This is a genomic window from Lysobacter olei (assembly GCF_054777355.1).
Window position 1 is genome coordinate 1 of sequence record NZ_BAAHAT010000011.1, and the last position, 22299, is coordinate 22299.

Below are 22299 nucleotides of genomic sequence, written 5' to 3' on the forward strand. Positions count from 1 at the left end.
AGAGAGCGGCACCCTTGCAACCCACCCATCGAGCGATAAGCTCGCAACCTTGGACTCTACGAAGTAGCTCGTGGCCCTAACAGCGGGGGCAGGTCAGTCCCATCTCAACTACTGAGATGGGACGTTCGTAGAGTGCATGGACTAAACCACATCCGAGTTCCTTCATGACGACTAGACCACCCTGCTCGTTCTGCGGTGCCAGCGATACGGAGGTCCATGTTGGATTTCGCGCTCTGATCTGCACTCGGTGCATTGAGCAACTTAGAGTCAAGTTGGCAGAAGTGGCGAATTCTGTGGCCGACACTCCTGTGCACCATTCCGTTGCTGGACAGGAGTGTGTCCTCTGCGAAAGAATACTTTCGTCGGCAAACTTCTCGATGCGTCGCTGGATCTTCGGGATCTGCGATGCATGCGCTTGCAGTGTGGCCAAGGTCACAGTGAGCTATCGTGGCGTGCCTGCGCAGAGCTACGAGTTCTAATCGATGAGCAGCATGAAGCCCAAGCATCCGCTGGCACTTGAATCGGCATGGTCAAACGCGGTGCATTTCATTCCGCTGGTCGGTCCGGAGTATGACGATGGACTTGTTTCCGATGTCCGAGTCCTACTGCTTGGTGAGTCCCACTATGGCGACGATTCCGCCGCGGAAGGCTTCGGCAGGGACTGTACTCAGTATTGGTTCCAGGACTACTTGAACGAGTCCTACGACATTGACGGGGACAGTCAGTTCTTCCGCAAGCTTCCACGGATACTCGCCCGCGACGTCAAGGTGACCCAACTGGGCTCTGCTGCAGCTTGGCGAAGGGCGGCATACGCAAACTTCGTGCAGGCCCTCGTGGGAGAACGCGCGCGTACCCGCCCTAGTCGCCAACAGTGGTTGGACGGTCAGCGGGCGTTGACCGAAATGGCTGAAAAGCTGCAGCCCGACGTTGTCTTAGTGCTTGGAGCGCAACTCTGGAGCCACATTACCGAGGGGTGCAAGTCCGACGAGGCCGCGATTTCGGCTCAGAAGCGTCCTCGTGAGGTCTGGCTGATTCCGAACGGAACGGGGGGCTATGCCCGGGCCAGTTGGATTTACCACCCCTCAACGAACTACGAATCGCTGGAGAGCGCCATCGGTGTGTTGTCCACATTGATCAAGCGCGCCACAGATGAACCTCTGCGCGGCCATAACGCGACGCGAGCTGTAATTCAGGGGTACTGACCGTATGACCGCTGTTGGCCGAAAACGGTCAAAAGAAAGGGCGGCCAATGGCCGCCCTTTTTTTCATTTAACTCACCCTGAAAACTTCAAGCCTGCAACGGATTGATCTTCTCCACATCAATCTTGTACTGCTTGATTGCCCGAGCCACATCCTTCCCCGTCATCTTCCCTTCCGCCGCCAGCGCGGCAATCGCCGCGTGCGCGATGTGGAAGCGATCCACCTCGAAGTGGCGGCGCAGGTTCGCACGCGTGTCACTGCGGCCAAACCCATCCGTGCCCAGCACGCTGTAGCGCATCGGCACGAACTCGCGCACCTGGTCGGCGTACACGCGGATGTAGTCGGTGGCGGCAATCGCCGGGCCCTGGCGGCCTTCCAGCAACTGCGTGATGTACGGCTTGCGCTGCTCGGCCTCTGGGTGCAGGCGGTTCCAGCGGATGGCGTCCACGCCGTCGCGCGCCAGCTCGTTGAAGCTGGGGCACGACCAGATGTCAGCGGTCACGCCAAAGTCCTTGTCCAGCAGTTCGGCCCCGGCCATCACCTCGCGCAGGATGGTGCCGCTGCCCATCAGCTGCACGCGCAGCTCGCCCTTCTTGGGCTTGCCGTTGCCCTGCAGCAGGTACATGCCCTTGATGATTCCCTCGGCGCTGCCCTCGGGCATGTCCGGGTGCGGGTAGTTCTCGTTCATCAGGGTGACGTAGTAGTACTCGTCCTGCTGCTCGGCCAGCATGCGCTGCATGCCGTACTGCATGATCGTCACCACTTCAAAGCTGAAGGTGGGGTCGTAGCTGCGGCAGTTGGGGATCAGCCCCGCCTGCACCATGCTGTGGCCGTCCTCGTGCTGCAAGCCTTCGCCGTTGAGCGTGGTGCGGCCGGCAGTGGCACCCAGCAGGAAGCCGCGCGCGCGCATGTCCGCCGCCTGCCACGCGCTGTCGCCAATGCGCTGGAAGCCGAACATCGAGTAATAGATGTAGAACGGCAGCATCTGCAGGTCGTTGGTGCTGTAGCTGGTCGCGGCGGCCAGCCACGACGAGAACGCACCGGCCTCGGTGATGCCTTCCTCCAGCACCTGCCCCGCGGAGTCCTCGCGGTAGTACATCAGCTGGTCGCGGTCCACCGGCTTGTACTTCTGCCCGTGCGGCGCGTAGATGCCGATCTGGCGGAACAGGCCTTCCATGCCGAAGGTGCGCGCTTCGTCGGCCACGATCGGCACGCAGCGCGGGCCCACCTGCTTGTCGCGCAGGGTCATGTTGAGGAACTGCACGAACGCCATCGTCGTGCTGATCTCGCGCTCGCCGGTGCTCTTGAGCAGGCGGTCGTAGGTCTCCAGCGCCGGCACTTCCAGCGCGGTGCTGGCCTTGCGGCGGCGCTGCGGCAGGAAGCCGCCCAGCGCGCGGCGGCGCTCGGTCAGGTATTCCACTTCCGGCGACTTCTCGCCCGGGTGGAAGAACGGGATGGCGCCGTCGGCCAGCTGCGCGTCCGTCACCGGGATGTTGAAGCGGTCACGGAAGTAGCGGACGTCGTCGTCGCCCATCTTCTTGGTGCCGTGCGTGGGATTCAGCGCCTCGCCGGCCTTGCCCATGCCATAGCCCTTGACCGTCTTGGCCAGGATCACGGTGGGCATGCCCTTGGTCTGCGTGGCCTGGTGGTAGGCCGCGTACACCTTGTGCGGGTCGTGGCCGCCGCGGTTGAGGCGCCACACGTCGTCATCGCTCATGTTGGCCACCAGCGCGGCCGTCTCCGGGTACTTGCCGAAGAAGTTGTCGCGGGTGTACTTGCCGCCAAAAGCCTTGCAGTTCTGGTACTCGCCGTCGACGGTTTCCATCATCAGCTGGCGCAGCTTGCCGGTGGTGTCGCGGGCCAGCAGCGGATCCCAGTAGCTGCCCCAGATGGTCTTGATGACGTTCCAGCCGGCGCCGCGGAACTGGCCTTCCAGCTCCTGGATGATCTTGCCGTTGCCGCGCACCGGGCCGTCCAGGCGCTGCAGGTTGCAGTTGATGACGAAGACCAGGTTGTCCAGGCCTTCGCGGCCGGCCACCGAGATGGCGCCCAGGCTCTCGGGCTCGTCGCACTCGCCGTCCCCCATGAAGCACCACACCTTGCGGTCGCTCTTGGGCATCAGGCCGCGGCCTTCCAGGTACTTCCAGTTGCGCGCCTGATAGATGGCGCTGATCGGGCCCAGGCCCATCGACACGGTGGGCACCTGCCAGAAGTCCGGCATCAGCCACGGGTGCGGGTACGACGACACGCCGCGTCCGTCCACTTCCATGCGGAAGGCATCCAGCTGCGACTCGTTGATGCGGCCTTCCAGGAAGGCACGGGCGTAGATGCCCGGCGAGCTGTGGCCCTGCACGCACACCAGGTCGCCCGGATGGTCGCCCTCGGGGCCGCGCCAGAAGTGGTTGAAGCCCACGTCGTACAACGTGGCCGCCGAGGCGAAGCTGGCGATGTGGCCGCCCAGGTCACCGGGCTTGCGGTTGGCACGCACCACCATGGCCATCGCGTTCCAGCGGATGATCGAGCGGATGCGCTGCTCCATCGCGTGGTCGCCGGGGCTCTTGGCCTCCATGTGCGGCGGGATGGTGTTGATGTACTCGGTGGTCGGCGCGAACGGCAGGTGGGCGCCGGCGCGGCGAGTGACTTCGACCACGCTTTCCAGCAGCTGGTGGGCGCGATCGGCGCCATCACGGGCAATGACGGCCTGGACGGACTCCACCCATTCCTGGGTTTCGGTCGGGTCGAGGTCGCGGGCGAGGTCGGTGTGGGGGGTCTGGCTCATGTCCGCTCCGTACGGGCGGCCCCTGCCGGCCCGCTTGATCAGGTAATTAGAGTCCGGATTCTAGCCCACCCCCGTGGCGCAGGCTTGACCGACATCAGTCGCAGGGCGGGCCTGGGCCGTACGAATACGTATGCATCCGTGGGGGCGGACAGCCCCGTGTGGACGGCGTTGACACGACATGGGCGCCGACCCGGGTATGCTCGCGCGCTAGCCCGTCCCCGGAAGCCCCATGCCCGAATCGCAACGTCTGGATGTCGCGCCAATCTGGCCGTTGCCCGTGCTCCTGGCGACTGTGCTTTTGATCGTCATTGGGCCGTACCTGCTGCTGCGGGCCGCGGAGCAGGAAGTGGCGGCGCGCTCGGCGGCCGTCAGCCATACCGCGGTGGTGGGCGCCGAGGTGCAGGCGCTGATGTACCACCTGCGCAACCGGGAATCGGCCGCCACCGCGTATGGCGCCGGCTATGACACCCCGCTGGTGCGCGCCCGCCTGTCCGAGAGCAAGCAGGAGTTGCCGCGCGGGCTGGAGAAGGTCGCCAAACTGACCCGCGACAACCCCGACCAGCAACGCCGCATTGGCCAGCTGATGGCCGCGGCGGCCCTGCGCGAGGAGCTGGTCGGCCGGATCATTGCCGTGCCCCCCGGCAAGGCCAGCCCGCTGGATCTGCGGGCGCTGGCGTCCCGGCATCCCATCCGGGAACTGGGCAAGGCCATCATCGATACCGAGGAGACGCTGCTGGAGCAGCGGATGCTGGCGGCGGAACGCGAGCGCGACCGCGCCCGCGCGCTGGCCTTCGGCGCGGTCATCGCGCAGCTGCTGATGCTGGGCCTGGTGGTGTACTTCTCGCGGCGCCAGCTGGCCAAGCGCCTGGAGGCCGAACTGGAGTCGCGCAAGGCGCACGCCCGCGCCCAGGCGGTGCTGCAGACCGTGCGCGAGCCGATCGTGCTGGTGGACGGCAACCTCAACGTGGTCATGCACAACGCGGCCTTCGCCGAGTTGTACGGGGTAAAGGACATGGTCACGCAGGGCCAACCCCTGGTCGAACTGGGGGGCGGCGCGTGGAAGCACCCGGGCACGTTGCAGCGCCTGGGTGACGTACTGGCCCGCGGCCGCGAACTGTGGGACTACGAGCAGGTGCAGACCACGGCCGATGGCGTGGAGCGCACCATGCTGATCAACGCCCGCAAGATGTTCCTGCCCGACAGCGACGACCAGGTGGCGCTGATCATCGCCAGCGACATCACCGCGCAGAAGGTGGCCGAAGTCCACGTGCGCGAGCTCAACCGCCAGCTGGAAGGCAAGATCGAGCAGGTCTCTGACGTGAACCGCGAGCTGGAGGCGTTCAGTTACTCCGTTTCGCACGACCTGCGTGCACCGCTGCGCCACATCAGCGGCTTCGCCGACAAGCTGGAGCGCCACCTGGGCGACCGCAACGACGAGAAGTCGCGGCACTACCTGGGCATCATCTCCAGTTCGGCCAAGCGCATGTCGCAGCTGATCGACGACCTGCTGGTGTACTCGCGCCTGGGCCGCAGCGCGCTGCGCCTGCAGCCGGTGGACTTGCAGTCCATGGTCGACGAAGTGCGCGCCATGCTGGACGCCAACGTGCAGCAGGACGCACCGGAGCACCGCGTGGAGTGGCACATGGCGCCGCTGCCCATCGTGGTGGGCGACGACAACATGCTGCGCCAGGTGTGGCTCAACCTGCTGGGCAACGCGGTGAAGTACAGCATGCACGCCGAGCCGGCGCGCATCGAGGTGCATTACGCGCGCCAGGACGACGGCACGCACCGCTTCGAAGTACGCGACAATGGCGTGGGCTTTGACATGACCTACGCCGGCAAGCTGTTCGGCGTGTTCCAGCGCCTGCATTCGGATGCCGAATTCCAGGGCACCGGCATTGGCCTGGCCAGCGTCCGTCGCGTCCTGTCGCGTCACGGCGGCCGCATCTGGGCCGAATCCACGCCGGGCCAGGGTTCAGCTTTCTTCTTTACACTTCCGCCCAGTAACGACACCACCCTCATCACGGAGCCGCGCACATGACTTTCATCCGATCCATCCTGCTGGCCGAAGACAGCCCGGCCGACGCGGAGATGGCGATCGACGCGCTCCGCGACGCGAACCTCGCCAATCCCATCGTGCACGTGCAGGACGGCGCGGACACGCTGGACTACCTGTTTGCGCGCGGCAAGTATGCCGGCCGCAACGGCGGCGACCCGGCGGTACTGCTGCTGGACATCAAGATGCCCAAGGTGGACGGCCTGGAGGTGCTGCAGCAGCTGCGCGCCGACGAGCGGCTGCGCCGCCTGCCGGTGGTGATGCTCACCTCCTCGCGTGAGGAAAGCGACCTGGCCCGCAGCTGGGACCTGGGCGTGAATGCCTACGTGGTGAAGCCGGTGGATTCGGACCAGTTCTTCAACGCCGTGAAGACGCTGGGCCGCTTCTGGGCCGTGCTCAACGAAGTGCCCGACCCGGAATAAGCATGAGTGCTGTTCCGGCGCCGCTGCGCGTGCTGGTAGTCGACGACTCGGCCGACGATGCCGAGTTGTTGCGCTTTGCGCTGGAAGACGGCGGCATGGTGGTGGAGTGCCTGCGCGTCTACACCGAGGCGGGCCTGCAAGAGGCGCTGGCCGGCTTTGCCGCCGGCGTCGTGCTGTCGGACCTGAACATCCCGGGTTTCTCCGGCGAGCGCGCACTGGAGATGGTGCGTGCCGCCGCGCCCCAGCTGCCCTTCGTCTTCGTCACCGGCTGGCTGGGTGAGCAGGCGTTGGGCGATGCGGATGCGCTGGTGCTCAAGGACCAGCTGGACACGCTGCCCGCACTGATCGGCCGCCTGTTGGCCTGACCCGACCTTGGGCCCGTGATGGAACGGGCGCGGGCGGCACGGGCCCGCGACGCGCGGGCCCGCACGCGGGCCGTCAGTCGGTCGGTTGCGGGTGGAACGGCGGGCGCCGGTCCGGCACCTCGCGCTGTTTGCGGATCTGCGCATCCACCGCCGCGATCGCGGTCATGTTGACCACGCGCCGCGCCGACGAGGCCGGGGTGAGGATGTGCGCCGGCTTGTCCAAGCCCATCAGGATTGGGCCGATGGCCACGCCATCGGTCATCACCCGGGTCATGTTGTAGGTGATATTGGCCGCGTCCAGGTTGGGCATCACGAACAAGTTGGGACGGCCCTTGAGCGTGGTGTTGGGGAACACGCGGTGGCGCAGCTCGTCGTCCCACGCGGTGTCGGCCATCATCTCGCCGTCGATCTCCAGCTTGGGCACGCGCGCCTTGATCAGCTGGTAGGCCTTGCGCATCTTCGCCGCCGATGGGTTGTCGTGGCTGCCGAAGTTGCTGTGCGACAGCAGCGCCACCTTCGGCTCGATGCCGAACAGCTTCAGGCGGTACGACGCCTGCAGCGTGGCCTCGGCGATCTGCTCGGCGCTGGGGTCCACCTGCACGTGGGTGTCGAGGAAGAACCACACGCCCTTATCGTTGATCACGCCGGTCATCGCCGCCGTGCCCTGCACGCCACGGTCGAAGTCGAACACGCTGCGCAGGTAACCCAGCTTCTTGTGGAAGCGCCCGACCAGGCCGCAGATCATCGCGTCGGCTTCGCCGCGTTCAACCATCAACGCGGCGATCAGCGTCGGCCGCGAGCGCAGCAGGTTCTTGGCCGCCGCCGGCGTCACGCCACGGCGTTCGGTCAGTGCGTGGTACGACTGCCAGTAGTCGTTGAAGCGCGGGTCGTCGTTGATGTTGGTCAGCTCGACGTCCACGCCGGGGCGCATGCGCAGGCCCAGGCGCTGGATGCGGCTCTCGATCACGTCGGGGCGGCCGATCAGGATCGGGTGGGCCAGGCCCTCGTCGATCACCGTCTGCACCGCGCGCAGCACCGTCTCTTCCTCGCCCTCGGCGTAGACCACGCGCTGCTTGTCGCTGCGCGCGCGGTCGTACACCGGCTTCATGATCAGGCCGGTGCGATGGATGAACTGGCCCAGCTTTTCCTCGTAGGCGCGCATGTCGGTGATGGGGCGGGTGGCGATGCCCGACTCCATCGCGGCCTTCGCCACGGCGGGGGCCAGCATCACCAGCAGGCGCGGGTCAAACGGGCGCGGGATCAGGTAGTCTGGACCAAACGTGGGCATTTCACCGCCATAGGCACTGCCCAGGTCGGAGGCCTCCATCCGCGCGATGCCGGCGATGGCGCGCACGCATGCCAGCTTCATGGCCTCGTTGATGGTGGTCGCGCCCACGTCCAGTGCGCCGCGGAAGATGTACGGGAAGCAGACCGCGTTGTTGACCTGGTTCGGGTAGTCGGAGCGGCCGGTGGCGATCACCGCGTCCGGACGCACGCGCTTGGCGTCCTCCGGCAGGATCTCCGGGTGCGGGTTGGCCAGCGCCAGGATGACCGGCTTGTCGGCCATCGTCGCGACCATCTCCGGCTTGAGAATGCCGCCGGCCGAGAGGCCGAGGAACACGTCGGCGCCGTCGACAATCTCGGCCAGGCTGCGGGCGGCGGTGTCGCGGGCGTAGCGCGCCTTGTCCGGGTCCAGGCCTTCGCGGCCGGTGTAGATCACGCCGTCGCGGTCGAACGCGGTGATGTTTTCCTTGCGCACGCCCAGCGCGACCAGCATGTCCAGGCAGGCGATGCCGGCCGCGCCGGCGCCGGTGGTGGCGACCTTGACGCTGCCGATGTCCTTGCCCACCACTTCCAGCGCGTTGAGCACCGCGGCGCCAACAATAATGGCGGTGCCATGCTGGTCGTCGTGGAACACCGGGATCTTCATCCGCTCGCGCAGCTTGCGCTCCACGATGAAGCACTCGGGGGCCTTGATGTCCTCGAGGTTGATGCCGCCGAAGGTCGGCTCCAGCGAGGCGATGATGTCGACCAGCTTGTCGGGGTCGCGTTCGTCCACTTCGATGTCGAACACGTCGATGCCGGCGAACTTCTGGAACAGCACGCCCTTGCCTTCCATGACCGGCTTGCCGGCCAGCGGGCCGATGTCGCCCAGGCCCAGCACAGCGGTGCCGTTGCTGATCACCGCCACCAGGTTGCCGCGCGCGGTGTAGTCGCTGGCGGTGGTGGGGTCTTCGACGATCGCCTCGCAGGCATAGGCCACGCCCGGCGAATAGGCGAGCGCGAGGTCGCGCTGGGTCACCATCGGCTTGGTGGCGGTGACCTTGATCTTGCCGGGAGGAGACAGGCGGTGGTAGTCGAGGGCCGCCTGCTTGAGGTCGTCGTGGTTGGACATGGTTCCTGCGTGGTGCGGGTGGACGCTCGATTCTAGCTCCACCGGGTGGCCCCTACCCGACACGAACCCACAATACGGCCATGGATCGTGGAAAGCCGCCGCTTCGGGCACGCATGCTGGAAGCGGCCCGGGGGCCGGCACGCCACGCGCCGGCCCCGCGTCGTGGCCTCACTCGCCGCGGCGATGACGCGTGAGGGTGCCATCCGACCACCGCGACTCCAGCGCGACCACCTTGCCGGTGGCATCGCGCTCGAACACCAGGTGCTGGCTCGGGTTTTCCACCATCGCGAACCGGTCCCCGCCCAGCGGCAGCAGTGCGCGCAGCGGCCGTCGGCCCTGCGCCAACACCAGGCGCCCGGCCGCTTCGGCGATGGCCAGCGCCCCATAGCCGCCAACATAGTCGCCAGCTCGGACGGGCGAAGGCGCGGTTTCCGCCTGCAGCGCTTCGAGTGCCCAGCGCGTGTCGGTGGCCGCGTCCGGCGCCAGACCTTTGGCCAGCACCGCTTCCAGCGCCAGGCGCCGGGCGGTGGCCAGCGCCTCGGCCGGCGTCGCGGCGACGTCCGGGGTCACGCCGCGCCGTTCCCAGTTGGCCTTGGTGATCGGGTTGATCGGGGTGGCGAAGGAGACGAACACGCTGAAGCCGTGGCCGGCGTCGACTTCGGCGCCGGGATTGGCCGCGCCGCTGGTCGTCTCGCCGACCACGGTGGCGCGGCCGGCGCTCTGCAGTGTGTAGGCGAAGGCCTCGGCTGCCGAAGCCGTGCGTCCGCTGGTCAGCACGAACACCGGCGCGCCCAGGCGCGGTTGCGGGTGCCAGTCCAGCGGTGCCTCGCTCATGGTGCGGTCGCGTCCGCGGAAGGTGTTGAAGATGTCCGCGCCCGGCTTGACGAAGGCACTGCTGAGGTAGCCGACCATCTGCGGCGCGCCGCCGCCGTTGTCGCGCAGGTCGATGATCAGCGCGTCGGTCCCGGACAGCAGCTGCAGCGCCGCGTCGATCGCCTTGCGCGCCGGCTGGTCCGGCGCCCCGAACTCGAAGCCGGCAAAGCCGCGCAGGTCGAGGTAGCCGAGGTTGCCCGGCAACACCTCGACCCGACGCACGCCATGGTTGTCGCGCGGTGCCGCCTGCGGCGCCGCGCCCGGCGCTGGTGGCACGTCTGCCGTCGTCGGCTGTGCCGACTGCGTCGCCTCCCAGCGCACACGGAAATGCCGATCAAACGGCTCCAGCCGGGTGCTGAGCGCCGAGGCCAACTCGTGCGCATTGCGCAGCTTGTCGAACTCGCCGCGCGCTGCCGCGGCACGCAGGCCGGCGGCGATGCTGCGACCTCGCGCCTCGTCGAAATAGTGCTGCTCGATCGAACGGGCGACGCCGTCGACCTGCATGCGCGGCGACTCGCGCGCCTGACTGGTCGGAAGCAACGACAACAGGGCCAGGGCCAGTCCGGCGAAGGCGGGGGCGTGGGTGCGGCGCATGCGGCTTTCCTTGAGCAGTGGTGTGCTGGGAGGAGATACGCGGTGGGGTCTAGCCGTTGCAGCGGGGATGCAAGGTAATCGCGCCCACGAGCGCGACGCTGCGTTCACGCGTCCTGGAAGCCCGCGCCGTCCGGAATCCGGTCGAGCCGGATCTTGTTGGCGAACAGCGAGAACGCGAGCATCCCCGCCAGGCCATTGGCGCGGGCGACCCACTGCGGCAGCCAGTGCGGCGGTTGCAGGATGCCGGTGTCAAACAACGGCTCGAAACGTTGCACGTCGGCCAGGGTCATCTTGCCGGCGAACAGCCAGCGGCACAGGTGCAGCTTCTGCTGGCGCAGCGCCCAGCGGAAAAAGGTGTGCACGTCCACCAGCCCGCGCAGGTACACGGTGTCCTTGGTGAAGGCGTGGCCACCGGTCGTGGGCACGCCGCGGAACACGCGCTGCGCCGAGGCGAAGCTGTCCTCCGCCGATTGCCCGGCGGCGAGGAAATAGTGGAACACCTGGATGAAGTCGGCGCCGTCCAGCGCCATCGCCACCGCTTCGATGCGCAGGCTGATGCGCTTCATGCGGCCGATGTCGATGTTGCCGGTGATCTGCTCGGCGAACGTCGCCAGCCCCTCCTGCGTGGCGGTGATGCGCGGCGAGGACAGCGACAGGCTGGGCAGCACGGTCTGGTGGCGGCCGTTGAGCGCGGTCAACGAGTGCACGAACGCCTCGTGCTGCAGCAACTGCTGGCGATCGTAGTCGCGGAACGCGGCGCCGTGGCGCAGGCGGATGCGAGTGGCGCCGGCAGCAGCCTTGGCGATCAGGTCCGGGTCCAGCACCACGTCAATCATGCGGCCGTCGAAGAAGTCGTCCAGGTCGCGCTGCAATTGCAGTTGCAGCGCGGTGGCGGAGATCTCGACATGCTCGCTCGGGGCCATCAACTCACGGTCGAGTTCGTTGGCGATTTCGATGAAGTGGTGGGCCGCTTCGCGCGTGGTGGGGCCGTTGCCCGGCAAGGCCTCGGCCGGGCCGCCGTACAGTTCCAGCGAGTGGCCGGTGACTTCGTCGGTGCCCAGTGCTTCCATCATCGCCGCGGCGGTGCACCAGCTGCGCGCCGACTCGGCCAGGTACTGGCCCAGCGGATGGCTCTCGTCGGCCTCCTCGGCGATCCGGTCCAGCTCGTGGCGAGTCTCGGTGAAGTCGCGGTGTGCGTACTCGATGTGCGGCAGGTAATGCTGGCCGCGGGCGTGGGCTTCGAGAAAACGCATCTCCTCGCCGGCCGGCCAGCTGGCCATCGCCAGGATGCGGATGCCCTTGGCGGCCTTGACCAGCCGCGCGTCGAGGGCGGCGTGGTGGTGGACTTCGGGCGGAAAGTGGGCGGTATCCACCGGTCCGTTGTCGGCCTTTGCCGCGAGGGCGTCAAGCCCAAGGGCGCTCCCGGACCAGCCACTGGTCGCAGCGCGGACGGGTGGGCTCACGGGCGCAGTGCGGTGCGGATGCGGGCCGAATGCAGGAATGCGCGCTCAGTGGCGCCCGTATTTGTGGTCCAGCCGCTTGTTGAGCGCTTTGCCCAGCACCTTTTCCTCGGCCTTCTGCGCGCGGCGGTTGGCGAGCCGGTTGGCCGCGCCCGCGACTTCGCCACTGAGCTTGAGGTAGTTGGCGAAGCGCTGGGCGTCGAGCGTGCCCGCCGCCATGGCCGCCTGCACCGCGCAGCCCGGCTCCTTGCCGTGGCGGCAGTCGCGGAACTTGCACGCCGCCGCGAGCGCCTCGACGTCGGCGAAGTTCTCCGCCACGTCTTCTTCGCCGGTGGGCTTCAGCTCGCGCATGCCCGGGGTGTCGATCAGGCAGGCGCCCGAAGGCAGCGGCAGTAGCGCGCGGTAGGTGGTGGTGTGGCGGCCGCGCGAGTCGTGCGCACGCACCGCGCCGGTCTTCATCCGTTCCTCGCCCAGCAGGGTGTTGGTCACGGTGGATTTGCCGGCGCCCGAGGAGCCGACCAGCACCACCGTGCGCCCGGGGTGCAGCCACGGGGCGAGCTGGGCCACGCTGGCGGGGTCCTTGGCGTTGACCGTGCACACGGCCACGCCCTGCTCGGCCAGCATGGCGCGGGTGGCATCGGCCTCGGGCGCGGTGGTGGGGTCGGCCGCGGCCAGGTCGGCCTTGGTCAGTACCACCACCGGCTCGGCACCGCCGCGCACCAGCAGCAGGTAGCGCTCGATGCGGCGCGGGTTGAAGTCCAGGTCCAGGCCGCAGACCACGAACACGGTGTCCACGTTGGCGGCGATCAGCTGCTGGCGGTAGTGCTCGCCGGCGGCGCCGCGCTTGATGCTGGTGCGGCGCGGCAGCAGCGCCACGATCTGCGGCTTGTGGTTGGCGAGGTCCTCGATCAGCACCCAGTCGCCCACGCCGGCGCGCTGCTCGGGCGGGAAGCGCGGGCGCTGCCATTCCGGCAGGGACTCGACGCCGAAGGTGCGCACCGGGCCGTCGGCGACCACGTAGCCGCTGCGGTGCTGCTCCACCACCCGGACGGGGCGGGCCTGGGGATGGGCGGCCAAGGCATCGCGCCACGCCACGGGCTCCGGCAGGCCGTCGGCGGCCACGGGCCAGCCGATCGCCTGCAGGGCGGTGATGTCAGGGTTCAAACGGTGCGGGCGCGGGTGGGCATGGCGCGATTCTAGACCAGCCGCGGAGCGATCGCTGGGGGCCCCGACGGCTGCAACCACCCAAAACCGTCGTGACAAACGCCATGTTCACGGCAAAATCTGCCGCGAAGGCACACTTTTTCGGAAAAATTTCCGCTAATCTGGCCTTCCCCCCTCACGATCCCGCCCCGCAATGTCCCCCGCCAGCCTGAAGACCCGCGACCGCCTTTCCGAAGTCCGCTACGAAATCCGCGGAGAGCTGGCCCGGCGAGCCCGCGAGCTGGAGGCCCAGGGACGCAAGCAGATCAAGCTCAACATCGGCAACCCGGGCGCGTTCGGGTTCCGTGCGCCGGAACACCTGCAGCGCGCCATCGCCGACCAGATCGCGCACACCGACCCGTACACCCACCAGCAGGGCCTGCCCGCGGCGCGCGAGGCCGTGGCCCGCTTCTACAAGGAGCGCGGCACGCCCAACGCCTCGCCCGAGCGCGTGTTCATCGGCAACGGCGTCAGCGAGCTGATCGACCTGTCGCTGCGCGCGCTGCTCAACCCGGGCGACGAAGTGCTGCTGCCCTCGCCCGACTACCCGCTGTGGAGCGCAGCGACCATCCTCAACGACGGCCGCCCGGTGTACTACAGCTGCCTGCCGGAAAACGGCTTCCTGCCGGACCCGGAGGAGATCGAATCGCTGGTGTCCTCGCGCACCCGCGCGATCGTGCTGATCAACCCCAACAACCCCACCGGCGCGGTGTACCCGCGCGAGCTGCTGCAGCAGATTGTCGCCATCGCGGCCAAGCATGGCCTGCTGATCATGGCCGACGAGATCTACGACTCCATCACCTACGACGGGGCGCAGTTCGAACCGATCGCGCCGCTGGCGGGCGAGACGCCGTGCCTGTCGTTCGGTGGGCTGTCGAAGGTGCACCGCGCCTGCGGTTGGCGCGTGGGCTGGGCGGTGCTGTCCGGCGACCCGCTGGCCAGCGGCGACTACCACCACGCCATGGACCTGCTGGGCGCGCTGCGCCTGTGCGCCAACGTGCCGGGCCAGTTCGCCATCGACGCGGCACTGCATGGCGAGGACACCATCACCCCGCTGTGCCAGCCGGGCGGGCGCCTGTATGAGGCACGCCGCGCGGTGGTCGAGGCGGTGGCGGCCAGCAAGCACCTGTCGCTGGTCCGGCCGGCCGGCGCGCTGTACGCCTTCCCCGGCGTGGTTGGCGCGGCGGCGCAGGGCTTCGACGACCACCGGTTCGCGCTGGAGCTGCTGGAAACCGAGGACGTACTGGTAGTGCCGGGCTCCAGCTTCAACGTGCCCTACCGCAACCACTTCCGCGTGACCCTGCTGCCGGAACCGGCAGAGGTGCGCGAGGTGTTCAGCCGCATTGAGCGCGTGCTGGACCGTCATGCTGAGCGCGCCCAGGGGCAGCAACTGCGCGCCATTGCCTGAAGACGGCCTGACGCATCCGGACTGCCCGATGAGGGCGGTCCGATGAGGGCTAACTGGTAAAGGCCACCTGCTGACGGCTGCCGGCTGAAGACTGCCCGGTGGGAGCGGCATGATGACGACCCGGTCGCGCGCGACGTAATCTGGGCGAGTGGGCAAATGCCACCGGCGTTCGCCTGCGGCCACACGGTCGTGGCGACTGCCACTGCCGCCGGTCTCCCCGTCCACCCTTGCGCCGGAACCCAACATGGCCACTGACCCCAACGCCCTGACCTACCTGGCCCTCGGCGACAGCTACACCATCGGCGAAGGCGTGGCCCCGGGCGAACGCTGGCCCGTGCGCCTGACGTTGGCGCTTCGCGAGCAGGGCGTGCCGCTGGAATTTCCGCGCACCATCGCGACCACCGGCTGGACCACCGACGAGCTGATGACGGCGATGGACCTGGCACAGCCGCCGCTGGAGGAGTACGACTTCGTCAGCCTGCTGATCGGGGTCAACAATCAGTACCGCGGGCGCAGCTGCACCGATTACGCCGGCGAGTTTGGCGAACTGCTGGAGCGCGCGGTGCGCCATGCGCGCGGGCGCGCCGACCGGGTACTGGTGCTGTCGATCCCGGATTGGGGCGTAACCCCGTTTGCCGTCGGACAGGGCCGCGACCGCACGCAGGTGGCACGCGAACTGGACGACTACAACGCCTGCGCACGCGCCGCATGCGAGTCGCGTGGCGTCGCCTTCGTCGACATCACCGACATCAACCGCCAGCGCGGCGGCGAGGCGGCGATGCTGGCGGTTGATGGATTGCACCCCTCGGCGGCGATGTACGACGAATGGGCCAAACTCGCACTGCCCGCCGCACGGGAATTGCTGGCGAACGACTGAGCGGCGCCGGCGCCCCTCGTTACTCGGGCAGCATCGTGCGGTAGCCGTGGGCGGCAAGCCGCTGCAGCAACCGTTCCAGCATGGCCACGTTGCGCCCGTGCGGCGCGCCTTCGTGCATGAGCACAATCGCGCCGGGCGCCAGGTCGCGCTCGATCCGCGCCACCACCTGTTCGGGGTCGGCGACCACCCCGTCGTAGCCTCGCGCGCTCCACGCCACGCGCGTCAGTCCCTGGGCCTTCAGCGCGGCGGACACGAACGGATTGGCCATGCCCACCACCGCACGGAACCAGCGCGGCGGATGCCCGGCGACGTCGGTCAGCACGCGCTGGCACCGCTCCACTTCATGGCGCATGCGCGACGGGCCCAGCGCCCAGAACCACGCCGCCGGGTGGCTCATGCTGTGGTTGCCGATGCCATGGCCGCGGCGCACGATCTCGCGCACCAGCGCGGGTTGCGCCAACGCGCGCGCGCCGACCAAAAAGAACGTTGCCTTGGCGCCATGCGCATCCAGCAGATCGAGGATGGTCGGGGTCTCGGCGGACGGCCCATCGTCGATGGTCAGCCACACCACGCGCTCGCGCGTGGGCAACCGGGTCAGCACCGGCCCCAGCACCCGCGAACCGGGGCGGAAGGTACCCCACAGCAGCAGCCCATGGCTGACCAGCCACACCGGGAGCATTGCCCTCCAGCCCCAATGCCACCACAGCACCACCAACAGCACCTGTGCGGCGCCAAACCACAGCAGCCACAGGTGCGGGAAGGTGGGCGGACGGTGCAGTGCGGTGGCTGACATGGGTCAAATGATCGCATGCCGGTTCACCGCCCCTGCAGCACCGCACGGCGTAAAATGGCGTATTCCCCCCGCCTGATGGATTCCGCCATGTCGCTCGACCCCGCCCTGCGCGCCCGCATCGAATCGCTGCTGGCCGCCAACAACATCGTCCTGTTCATGAAGGGCGAGCCGAGCGCGCCGCAATGCGGGTTCTCGGCCAAGGCTGTCGGCGCGCTGTCGGCCGTCGGCGTGGACTATGCGCACGTCAACGTGCTGGCCGACCCGGAGATCCGCGAGGGCATCAAGGTCTACGGCGAATGGCCGACGATCCCGCAGCTGTACATCGGCGGTGAGCTGGTCGGCGGCAGCGACATCATCGAGCAGATGGTCAACTCCGGCGAGTTGTACTCCGTGCTGGGCTTGGCCCAGCCCGACCGCACCCCGCCGAGCATCACCATCACCCCGGCCGCCGCGCAGATGCTGCGCGAGGCAGTGGCCAACGCGGGCGAAGGCTACGCCCTGCAGATCGAAGTCGATCCGCGCTTCAATGCGCGCCTGCAGCTGGCGCCGGCAGACACCAACGCCATCGCGGTGGAGCAGGAGGGAATCCGCGCGCAGTTCGACCTGGCCAGCGCGCGTCGCGCCGAAGGCCTGAGCATCGACTGGGTGGACGACGCCCGCGGCCGCGGCCTGGTGATCGACAACCCCAATGCCCCTGCCAAGGTGCGCGAACTGTCGCCGGCCGACGTCGCGGCGCAGGTTGCCGACGGCACGCTGACGCTGGTGGACGTGCGCCCGTTCGACGAGCGGATGATGGCCTCGGTGCGTGAGCCGTTCTCGACCTTCGACGACAACGGCCGCGCCGAACTGGAAGCGCTCCCGAAGGACACCCCGCTGGCGTTCCTGTGCCACCACGGTGGCCGCAGCCAGCAGGCAGCGGAGCACTTCCGCGGCCTGGGCTTCACCAAGCTGTTCAACGTGACCGGTGGCATCGACGCGTGGGCCGCCGAAGTGGACCCCAGCATCGGTCGCTACTGAGTCTCCGGCGCGCTCGGCGCGCCCGGCTCAGCCGCTGAACCCGCCGGCGTCGAGGAACGCCCGTTCCTCGGCGGTGGTGGTGCGGCCCAGCACCGCGTTGCGGTGCGGGAAGCGGCCAAACCGCTCGATGATCTCCAGGTGCACTCGCGCCCAGTGATCAGCGTCATCGCCGGCCAGCCGCCCGTGCAGTTCCAGCGAGCGCCGCTGGTCGTCGAGCTCCTCGGCGTGCTCGAACGGCAGGTAGAAGAACACCTGCAGCGCCGGTTCAACCGCGCGATCGAACCCCGCCGCGATCGCGCGCTGCGCGTAATGCCGGGCCAGCGGATCGGTCGCGTAGGCATGGGCACTGTCCCGGAAGACGTTGCGCGGAATCTGGTCGAGCAGGATCAATAGCGCCAACGCGCCTTCCGGTTCCGCCATCCACGATTCCATTTCGCGTCTTGCCGCCGCATGGTGCGCGGCCAGGAAGTGCGTCTCGCAGTCGCGATCGAACGCCTCGCTGCGCGTGAACCAGCGGGCGGGCCCCGCGTCGCGCCAGAAGGCGAGCACCGCGGCCGCGGTCATCAGGCCGCCCCCGTCCTGTGCGGCAGCTGCCGCCATGCCCGTTTCATTGTGCTGGTCGTGCATGGCGAGCCTTATTCGTCGAAACGCAGGTGCCGCACCGACTTGCCGTTGCGGCGGATGAGTTTCAGTGCCTCGATGCCGACCTGGATGTGGTTCTCGACGTACTCGGCGCTGACCTTGGCGTCGCTGGCCTCGGTCTTCACCCCTTCCGGGATCATCGGCTGGTCGGACACCAGCAGCAGCGCCCCACTGGGAATGCGGTTGGCGAAACCGGCCGCGAAGATGGTTGCGGTTTCCATGTCGATGGCCATGCAGCGCATCGCGCGCAACCGTTCCTTGAACGCCTCGTCGTGCTCCCACACGCGGCGGTTGGTGGTGTAGACCGTGCCGGTCCAGTAGTCGTGGCCCAGGTCACGGATCATGGTCGACACCGCACGCTGCAGGGCAAACGCCGGCAGCGCGGGCACCTGCGCGGGGAGGTAGTCGTCGCTGGTGCCCTCGCCGCGGATGGCGGCAATCGGCAGCACCAGGTCACCCAGCAGGTTCTTGCGCTTGAGCCCGCCGCACTTGCCGAGGAACAGCACCGCCTTGGGGTGGATGGCCGAGAGCAGGTCCATCATGGTCGCCGCGTTGGGGCTGCCCATGCCGAAGTTGATCATGGTGATGCCGTCGGCGGTGGCACTGGGCATCGGCCGGTCCAGCCCCACCACCTCCGCACCGGTCAGCCGGGCGAAGGTATGCACGTAGCCGCCGAAGTTGGTGAGCAGGATGTGCTCGCCGAAGGCGTCCAGGGGCACGCCGGTGTAGCGGGGCAGCCAGTTGTCGACGATCTCTTGCTTGTCCTTCATCCAGTCCTCGTCGCGTCGTCGTGTTTTGCGCATTCTGTCACTGGGCATGACCATCGTCATGGTTGGCAGCCCGGTCGGCGCCGGCTAGGGTGCGGAACGGGCCCGCGATCCGCGCGGGCCCGCGTCCGTCCAGGGGAAATCCGCACCATGTCCATACCCGTCCACGCCGTGCTCGCCACGGCGCTTGCCGCCAGCTTGGCCTGCGGCAACGCGCTGGCTGCCACGGCACCCAAGTCGCGCTTCGTCGCCGACCCGTATCCCAGCACCTACCGCGTGGTTGCCGCGCCGCCGGTGCTGATCACCAATGCCACCGTGCTCACCGGCACCGGCTCGCGCCTGGACGGCGCGGATGTACTGCTACAGGACGGCAAGGTATCCGCGGTGGGCACCGGCCTGCAGGCACCGGCCAACGCCATCCGCGTGGATGGCACCGGCAAGTGGGTCACCCCGGGCATCATCGACGTGCACTCGCACCTGGGCGTGTACCCCAGCCCGGGCACGCAGTCCCACAGCGACGGCAACGAGATGACCGCACCGGTCACCGCCGCGGTCTGGGCCGAGCATTCGGTGTGGCCGCAGGACCCGGGCTTCGCCACGGCACTGGCCGGCGGCGTCACCTCGCTGCAGATCCTGCCGGGCTCGGCCAACCTGATCGGTGGCCGCGGCGTGACCCTGAAGAATGTAGCCGCTACCAGCTACCAGGCGATGAAATTCCCCGGCGCGCCGTGGGGCCTGAAGATGGCGTGTGGCGAGAACCCCAAGCGCGTGTATGGCGGCAAGGGCGGCCCGGCCACGCGCATGGGCAACGTCGCCGGCTACCGCGCGGCGTTCATCGATGCCAGCGAATATCTGCGCAAGAACGCACCCAAGCCGGCGAAGAAGAAGCGCTGGTGGGAAGGCAGCAACGGCAGCGCCGACAGCGACAAGGACACCGGCGGCAAGCGTGATCTCAAGCTGGACACGCTGGCCGGCGCCATCAACGGCGACATCATGGTGCACATCCACTGCTACCGTGCGGACGAGATGACCACCATGCTCGACCTGGCCAAGGAGTTTGGCTTCAAGGTCGCCGCGTTCCACCACGGTGTGGAGGCCTACAAGATCGCCGACCGCCTGGCGCAGGAAGGCACCTGTGGTGCGCTGTGGGCCGACTGGTGGGGCTTCAAGATGGAGGCCTTCGACGGCATCCAGGAAAACATCGCGCTGGTCGACCGCCCGGCCGGCAGCTGCGCCATCGTCCACTCCGACTCCGGTGAGGGCATCCAGCGCCTCAACCAGGAAGCGGCCAAGGTGATGGCCCATGCGCGTGCCGCCGGCATGGACATTGCGCCCGAGCATGCGATCCGCTGGCTGACGCAGAACGCCGCCAAGTCGCTGGGCATCCTCGACCAGACCGGCACGCTGGAGGCAGGCAAGATGGCCGACGTGGTGCTGTGGAACGGCAACCCCTTCAGCGTGTACGCCAAGGCCGAACAGGTCTATATCGACGGCACGCGCCTGTACGACCGTGCCGACCCGACACGACAGCCCCGGTCCGACTTCCTGCTGGGCCAGGGTGCGACCGACGGAGGTGCCCGATGAGCCGCCGTACCCTCACCCGTTCCGTGCTGGCCGCCGGCCTGCTGCTGGCCACCTTCGGCGCCGCGGCGCAGAACCTGCTGATCCGCAACGCAACGGTCCACACCGCCGGCGCCCAGGGCACGCTGCAGCATGCCGACGTACTGGTGACCGGTGGCAAGGTGCGCGCCGTGGGCGCGGGCCTGTCGGCGCCGGCCGGCGTCGAAGTGATCGACGCCCAAGGCCGCCCGCTGACGCCCACGCTGTTCGCCGGCATCACCGAGATTGGCCTGGAGGAAGTGTCGGGCGAACGCGCGACCGTCGACCAGGCGCTGGCGCTGGGCAAGGCCGGCGAGATGTCGGTGCGTCCGGAGTTCGACGTCACCCTCGCCTTCAACCCCGAATCGGTGGTGATTCCGGTCAGCCGCATCGAAGGCATCGGCTGGACCCTGCTGGGCGCCAATGCCACCCAGGGCGGCTCGCTGATCGGCGGGCAAGGCGCGGTGGTGCGGCTGGATGGCGGGCCGGACCCGGCCGGCCCGAAGGTGTTGTTCGTCAAGCTCGGTGGCGAGGCTTCCGGCCTGACCGGCGGGTCGCGCGCCGGCCAGTGGATGATCCTCGACCAACTGATTGACGAGGTTCGTGGCCGCATCGGACCGGATTCGCACGCGGCCCTGCTGACCCCGGCCGGCCGTGCCGCGCTGGCGCGCTACCTGGACGGCGGCGGCCGCATCGTGGTGCAGGTGCACCGCGCGGCGGACATCCGCCAGTTGCTGCGCTGGGCCGGCCGCCACAAGGTGCGCGTGGCCGTGGCCGGCGGCACCGAGGCGTGGAAGCTGGCGCCGCAGTTGGCCGCAGCCAAGGTGCCGGTGTTCGTGGACCCGCTGGCCAACCTGCCCGCGGACTTCGACCAGATTGGCGCCAGCATGGAGAACGCAGCGCGGCTGCACTCGGCCGGCGTGCCGGTGGGCTTCACCCAAGCCGGCGACGCGTCGCACCACGCCCGCAAGATGCGCCAGCTGGCCGGCAACGCCGTGGCCGCGGGCCTGCCTTGGGAGGACGGCTTGGCCGGCCTGACCCGGGTCCCCGCCGAAGCCTTTGGCGTGGCCGACCAACTGGGCCGGATCGCCCCGGGCCAGCGCGCGGACCTGGTGCTCTGGAACGGCGACCCGCTGGAGGTCAACAGCGTGGCGGTGCAGGTGTGGATGGACGGCAAGGCCATCCCGATGCGCAGCCGCCAGACCGAGCTGCGTGACCGCTACCTGCGCGGCGTCCCCTCCGCCGAACAGGGCGGACTGCCGCGCGCCTACCCGCCTGCGGGCGGCATCCGCTGAGGATGGGATGCAGGCCCCGGTGTCCGGGGCCTGCATCGTTCCTGGGGTCTTCCTGGCCCAGCCGGCTTGCCGTCGGCAGCAGACCTGCTAGCGTGGCGCACCCCGTCCAAGGAGCCTGACATGCCCGGCATGCCCACCGACCTCAACTGGCTGGCCATCCTGGCCGCCACCGCGTCCAGCTTCGTCCTGGGCGGCCTGTGGTACGGCCCGCTGTTCAAGAAGGCCTGGTGCCGCGAAGCCGGCATCGATCCGGACGCCGCGCCGGCCCATCCCGCACGGATCTTCGCCACCGCCATCGTCTGCGCCCTGCTGTCGGCCACGGTGTTCGCGACCATGTTGCCCGCCAACGCCACGGCGGTGGACGGCTTCGGTGTCGGCTTCGTGGTGGGCGTGTTCTTTGTCGCGATGAGCTTTGGCATCAATTACGCCTTCTCGCAGCGCAGCCTGAAGCTGTGGATGATCGATGGCGGCTATCACATCGTTCAGTTCGTCCTGATCGGGGTGATCCTCGGCGCCTGGCACTGACCCCGGTCTCACGACCCAAAACCGGGCCG

The 22299-nt window shown here is 68.5% G+C and carries 18 protein-coding genes; 10 read left to right on the forward strand and 8 right to left on the reverse strand.

What is annotated here, in order from left to right:
• Positions 1-491: 491 nt before the first annotated feature.
• A complete protein-coding gene (locus ACYVBS_RS14085) occupies positions 492-1202 on the forward strand; it encodes a hypothetical protein (protein WP_460824379.1) in 711 nt (236 codons plus the stop codon).
• 86 nt (positions 1203-1288) lie between these two features.
• Here the strand turns inward: ACYVBS_RS14085 and aceE are convergent, their stop codons facing one another.
• A complete protein-coding gene (aceE, locus tag ACYVBS_RS14090) occupies positions 1289-3979 on the reverse strand; it encodes a pyruvate dehydrogenase (acetyl-transferring), homodimeric type (RefSeq protein WP_460824380.1) in 2691 nt (896 codons plus the stop codon).
• A gap of 229 nt (positions 3980-4208) precedes the next feature.
• Between aceE and ACYVBS_RS14095 the strand changes: the two genes are divergently transcribed.
• From ACYVBS_RS14095 to ACYVBS_RS14105, 3 genes are read left to right on the forward strand one after another with little or no spacing between them, the layout of a single operon-like run.
• Complete coding sequence (locus tag ACYVBS_RS14095) at positions 4209-6020, forward strand: sensor histidine kinase (RefSeq protein ID WP_460824381.1); 1812 nt, start codon at positions 4209-4211, stop codon at positions 6018-6020.
• Positions 6017-6457 (forward strand): response regulator, encoded by a 441-nt coding sequence (locus ACYVBS_RS14100; protein ID WP_460824382.1) that lies wholly within the window; start codon positions 6017-6019, stop codon positions 6455-6457. Before ACYVBS_RS14095 ends, ACYVBS_RS14100 begins: the two co-directional genes overlap by 4 nt.
• 2 nt (positions 6458-6459) lie before the next feature.
• Positions 6460-6822 (forward strand): response regulator, encoded by a 363-nt coding sequence (locus ACYVBS_RS14105; RefSeq protein WP_460824383.1) that lies wholly within the window; start codon positions 6460-6462, stop codon positions 6820-6822.
• Positions 6823-6895: 73 nt separating this feature from the next.
• Here ACYVBS_RS14105 and ACYVBS_RS14110 read toward each other — a convergent pair whose 3' ends face one another.
• The 4 genes from ACYVBS_RS14110 to rsgA all read right to left on the reverse strand — a co-directional run bounded on the left by ACYVBS_RS14110 (position 6896) and on the right by rsgA (position 13308).
• On the reverse strand, positions 6896-9217 hold the full coding sequence (locus ACYVBS_RS14110; protein WP_460824384.1) for an NADP-dependent malic enzyme: 2322 nt from the start codon (positions 9215-9217) through the stop codon (positions 6896-6898).
• Between the two features lie 168 nt (positions 9218-9385).
• Positions 9386-10684 carry a S41 family peptidase gene (locus ACYVBS_RS14115; protein ID WP_460824385.1) on the reverse strand — a complete coding sequence of 433 codons (1299 nt, stop codon included), beginning with the start codon at positions 10682-10684 and terminating at the stop codon, positions 9386-9388.
• Positions 10685-10788: 104 nt separating this feature from the next.
• On the reverse strand, positions 10789-12057 hold the full coding sequence (locus tag ACYVBS_RS14120) for a flavohemoglobin expression-modulating QEGLA motif protein (protein ID WP_460824469.1): 1269 nt from the start codon (positions 12055-12057) through the stop codon (positions 10789-10791).
• A gap of 135 nt (positions 12058-12192) precedes the next feature.
• A complete protein-coding gene (rsgA, locus tag ACYVBS_RS14125; protein WP_460824386.1) occupies positions 12193-13308 on the reverse strand; it encodes a ribosome small subunit-dependent GTPase A in 1116 nt (371 codons plus the stop codon).
• Positions 13309-13501: 193 nt separating this feature from the next.
• On the opposite strand from rsgA, the gene ACYVBS_RS14130 reads away from it, so the two are divergent.
• Positions 13502-14755, forward strand: a complete 1254-nt coding sequence (locus tag ACYVBS_RS14130; protein WP_460824387.1) for a pyridoxal phosphate-dependent aminotransferase — start codon at positions 13502-13504, stop codon at positions 14753-14755.
• Positions 14756-14999: 244 nt separating this feature from the next.
• A complete protein-coding gene (locus tag ACYVBS_RS14135) occupies positions 15000-15632 on the forward strand; it encodes an SGNH/GDSL hydrolase family protein (RefSeq protein ID WP_460824388.1) in 633 nt (210 codons plus the stop codon).
• A 19-nt stretch (positions 15633-15651) separates the two neighbouring features.
• Here ACYVBS_RS14135 and ACYVBS_RS14140 read toward each other — a convergent pair whose 3' ends face one another.
• Complete coding sequence (locus ACYVBS_RS14140; RefSeq protein WP_460824389.1) at positions 15652-16425, reverse strand: polysaccharide deacetylase family protein; 774 nt, start codon at positions 16423-16425, stop codon at positions 15652-15654.
• 87 nt (positions 16426-16512) lie between these two features.
• On the opposite strand from ACYVBS_RS14140, the gene grxD reads away from it, so the two are divergent.
• Positions 16513-17442, forward strand: coding sequence for a Grx4 family monothiol glutaredoxin (gene grxD, locus ACYVBS_RS14145; RefSeq protein WP_460824391.1), 930 nt, complete (start codon positions 16513-16515; stop codon positions 17440-17442).
• Positions 17443-17469: 27 nt separating this feature from the next.
• On the opposite strand, the gene ACYVBS_RS14150 is transcribed toward grxD, so the two are convergent.
• Both ACYVBS_RS14150 and ACYVBS_RS14155 read right to left on the reverse strand, forming a co-directional pair.
• Complete coding sequence (locus ACYVBS_RS14150; protein WP_460824471.1) at positions 17470-18006, reverse strand: DUF924 family protein; 537 nt, start codon at positions 18004-18006, stop codon at positions 17470-17472.
• Positions 18007-18077: 71 nt separating this feature from the next.
• Positions 18078-18854, reverse strand: coding sequence for an AMP nucleosidase (locus ACYVBS_RS14155; protein WP_460824392.1), 777 nt, complete (start codon positions 18852-18854; stop codon positions 18078-18080).
• A 147-nt stretch (positions 18855-19001) separates the two neighbouring features.
• Between ACYVBS_RS14155 and ACYVBS_RS14160 the strand changes: the two genes are divergently transcribed.
• The 3 genes from ACYVBS_RS14160 (at position 19002) to ACYVBS_RS14170 (ending at position 22270) form a co-directional block, all read left to right on the forward strand.
• Positions 19002-20435, forward strand: coding sequence for an amidohydrolase (locus ACYVBS_RS14160; protein ID WP_460824393.1), 1434 nt, complete (start codon positions 19002-19004; stop codon positions 20433-20435).
• A complete protein-coding gene (locus ACYVBS_RS14165; protein ID WP_460824395.1) occupies positions 20432-21745 on the forward strand; it encodes an amidohydrolase family protein in 1314 nt (437 codons plus the stop codon). The genes ACYVBS_RS14160 and ACYVBS_RS14165 overlap by 4 nt, the downstream gene beginning before the upstream one ends.
• Before the next feature lie 120 nt (positions 21746-21865).
• A complete protein-coding gene (locus ACYVBS_RS14170; protein ID WP_460824396.1) occupies positions 21866-22270 on the forward strand; it encodes a DUF1761 domain-containing protein in 405 nt (134 codons plus the stop codon).
• Positions 22271-22299: the final 29 nt, after the last annotated feature.

Coding starts and splice junctions, on each gene's coding strand:
- ACYVBS_RS14160 (WP_460824393.1), top strand. CDS start 19,002: ATGTCCATACCCGTCCACGCCGTGCTCGCCACGGCGCTTGCCGCCAGC.
- ACYVBS_RS14115 (WP_460824385.1), bottom strand. CDS start 10,684: ATGCGCCGCACCCACGCCCCCGCCTTCGCCGGACTGGCCCTGGCCCTG.
- ACYVBS_RS14165 (WP_460824395.1), top strand. CDS start 20,432: ATGAGCCGCCGTACCCTCACCCGTTCCGTGCTGGCCGCCGGCCTGCTG.
- ACYVBS_RS14110 (WP_460824384.1), bottom strand. CDS start 9,217: ATGTCCAACCACGACGACCTCAAGCAGGCGGCCCTCGACTACCACCGC.
- ACYVBS_RS14140 (WP_460824389.1), bottom strand. CDS start 16,425: ATGTCAGCCACCGCACTGCACCGTCCGCCCACCTTCCCGCACCTGTGG.
- ACYVBS_RS14100 (WP_460824382.1), top strand. CDS start 6,017: ATGACTTTCATCCGATCCATCCTGCTGGCCGAAGACAGCCCGGCCGAC.
- ACYVBS_RS14085 (WP_460824379.1), top strand. CDS start 492: ATGAAGCCCAAGCATCCGCTGGCACTTGAATCGGCATGGTCAAACGCG.
- ACYVBS_RS14105 (WP_460824383.1), top strand. CDS start 6,460: ATGAGTGCTGTTCCGGCGCCGCTGCGCGTGCTGGTAGTCGACGACTCG.
- aceE (WP_460824380.1), bottom strand. CDS start 3,979: ATGAGCCAGACCCCCCACACCGACCTCGCCCGCGACCTCGACCCGACC.
- ACYVBS_RS14150 (WP_460824471.1), bottom strand. CDS start 18,006: ATGACCGCGGCCGCGGTGCTCGCCTTCTGGCGCGACGCGGGGCCCGCC.
- ACYVBS_RS14095 (WP_460824381.1), top strand. CDS start 4,209: ATGCCCGAATCGCAACGTCTGGATGTCGCGCCAATCTGGCCGTTGCCC.
- ACYVBS_RS14130 (WP_460824387.1), top strand. CDS start 13,502: ATGTCCCCCGCCAGCCTGAAGACCCGCGACCGCCTTTCCGAAGTCCGC.
- ACYVBS_RS14170 (WP_460824396.1), top strand. CDS start 21,866: ATGCCCGGCATGCCCACCGACCTCAACTGGCTGGCCATCCTGGCCGCC.
- grxD (WP_460824391.1), top strand. CDS start 16,513: ATGTCGCTCGACCCCGCCCTGCGCGCCCGCATCGAATCGCTGCTGGCC.
- ACYVBS_RS14135 (WP_460824388.1), top strand. CDS start 15,000: ATGGCCACTGACCCCAACGCCCTGACCTACCTGGCCCTCGGCGACAGC.
- ACYVBS_RS14155 (WP_460824392.1), bottom strand. CDS start 18,854: ATGAAGGACAAGCAAGAGATCGTCGACAACTGGCTGCCCCGCTACACC.